The 1,583-nt window shown below is 44.8% G+C and carries 1 protein-coding gene; it reads left to right on the top strand.

Annotated elements, in window-relative coordinates:
• Positions 1-362 precede the first annotated feature (362 nt).
• Entirely contained in the window at positions 363-1,403 is a 1,041-nt protein-coding gene (locus QUB14_RS28565; protein WP_333297481.1) for a glycosyltransferase family 2 protein, read from the top strand.
• Positions 1,404-1,583 lie beyond the last annotated feature (180 nt).

Genomic DNA, 1,583 nt, shown 5'->3' with positions numbered 1-1,583 from the left:
CAGTAAAACCGGAGCCAAAAATCTTTCAAAGGTAAGCTGTACATACTCAGGAGCCTTTGTCAATGGGGGAACTTCAGATTAAAGCAAAAATATGCGCTCGGCTTTAGGGAAATTCCAATCCCCCGATAAAACCCTAAATGCCTCGCAGCCGAGGCCTGTGTCAGAAAAATTGCCGCCCAAATAGTCTGCACTCCGTCTTTTAACGCCTTTCCCCCCCTTATGGTAGATCACACTCAGGTTGGTAAGCCTGTTATATTGGCAGTATCTAGGCAAGTTTCGGGAATACTGGTACTTACACGTAAAGGAGTCAGAGTGTCTGCTTCCAGACTCTACTTCGGCGAACAACTACCAAACTACACCTCATGCAAGTTATGAACAGCCAAAAAGTTAGTGTAATCATTCCTGCATTCAATGCTGCCGACACTCTGGCCGAGACAGTTGCCTCCGTACTCAATGGTACCCACCAGAATCTAGAAATTTTAATTGTTGATGACGGCTCTACGGACGCTACTGACAAAGTTGCTGCTAAGCTGGTCGAGCAAGATTCGAGAATTCAATACTTCAGGAATCCCCAAAATTACGGGGTTTCTAAGTCGAGAAATTTAATGATATATCGCGCCACAGGCGAATATGTAGCGTTTATCGACAGCGACGATACCTGGGAACCCAATAAGTTAGAAGTTTGTTTGAAGATGCTCGCAGACAATCCCGAAGTCAAAGCGGTGGCTCACGCTTTGCGATATTTAGACAAGCATGGTAAAAAGTTGAGTTATATTCCCACCTATCCTACAACTAAAGCAGAAATGCAGGCGATTAAGGAGACAGGCGAAAGTCCTTGGGTTTTCCCGTCTTCTGTTGTAGTCGATCGCTCCATTCTTGTCAAAGAAGGCGGGTTTGCAGAAGATTGGGAGGTAGGAGAAGATACAGAGTTATTTACCAAACTTGCTCAAAAGTATGGCTTGCTAGCGGCGACGGCACCTTTGGGAAATTATCGAATTAGAGGCAAATCTCTCACAGATAAGCACTGGCTTAAAAAGCGCATAGCTTCTGATTGTGTCCAGGAAAACCAACTCCGGCGCTTGCGGGGAGAAAAAGAGTTATCGCTTAACGAGTACGAACAGCTATTCTTTAAGAATTTGCCGCTTTTGAAAAAGCTTAACAAATTTCGAGAACTTTTGGCGCAGCACTACATGAGAAAGCTGGGACAAAGCTGGTTAAATCGGGAGGTTTTGCCTACTATTATTTACGGCGTCGCTACCACCGTGCTCAATCCGCAAGCTACTGTCAACAAGTGGAAATGGATGAAGACTCACGAAAAGTTGAGTCATCAAACGGCAGAAGGTATTGGTTATTCGGCAGAATTAAACCCCCAGCGATCGTCTGAAATCGGGGGGCTGTCCTAAAGGATGTTATAGTTGTATAGCCTTTCTCAGCAACATGAGGTGCACGCTTGATATAGGGCATAGCGCATAGGGCATAGGGCATACCTCACTTTATTGAGAACTGCTACAGCACTTCCGGATGTTATGAGGTACAGTAGCAGCAATTAGTAAACCAGTTTTTGAGATGTTTCGGATTAATTA

This window comes from Microcoleus sp. B3-D2, assembly GCF_036705345.1.
Taxonomy (GTDB): Bacteria; Cyanobacteriota; Cyanobacteriia; order Cyanobacteriales; family Microcoleaceae; genus Microcoleus.
Note: the sequence above shows the minus strand (reverse complement) of the source record. Positions and strands in the feature narration are given on the sequence as shown.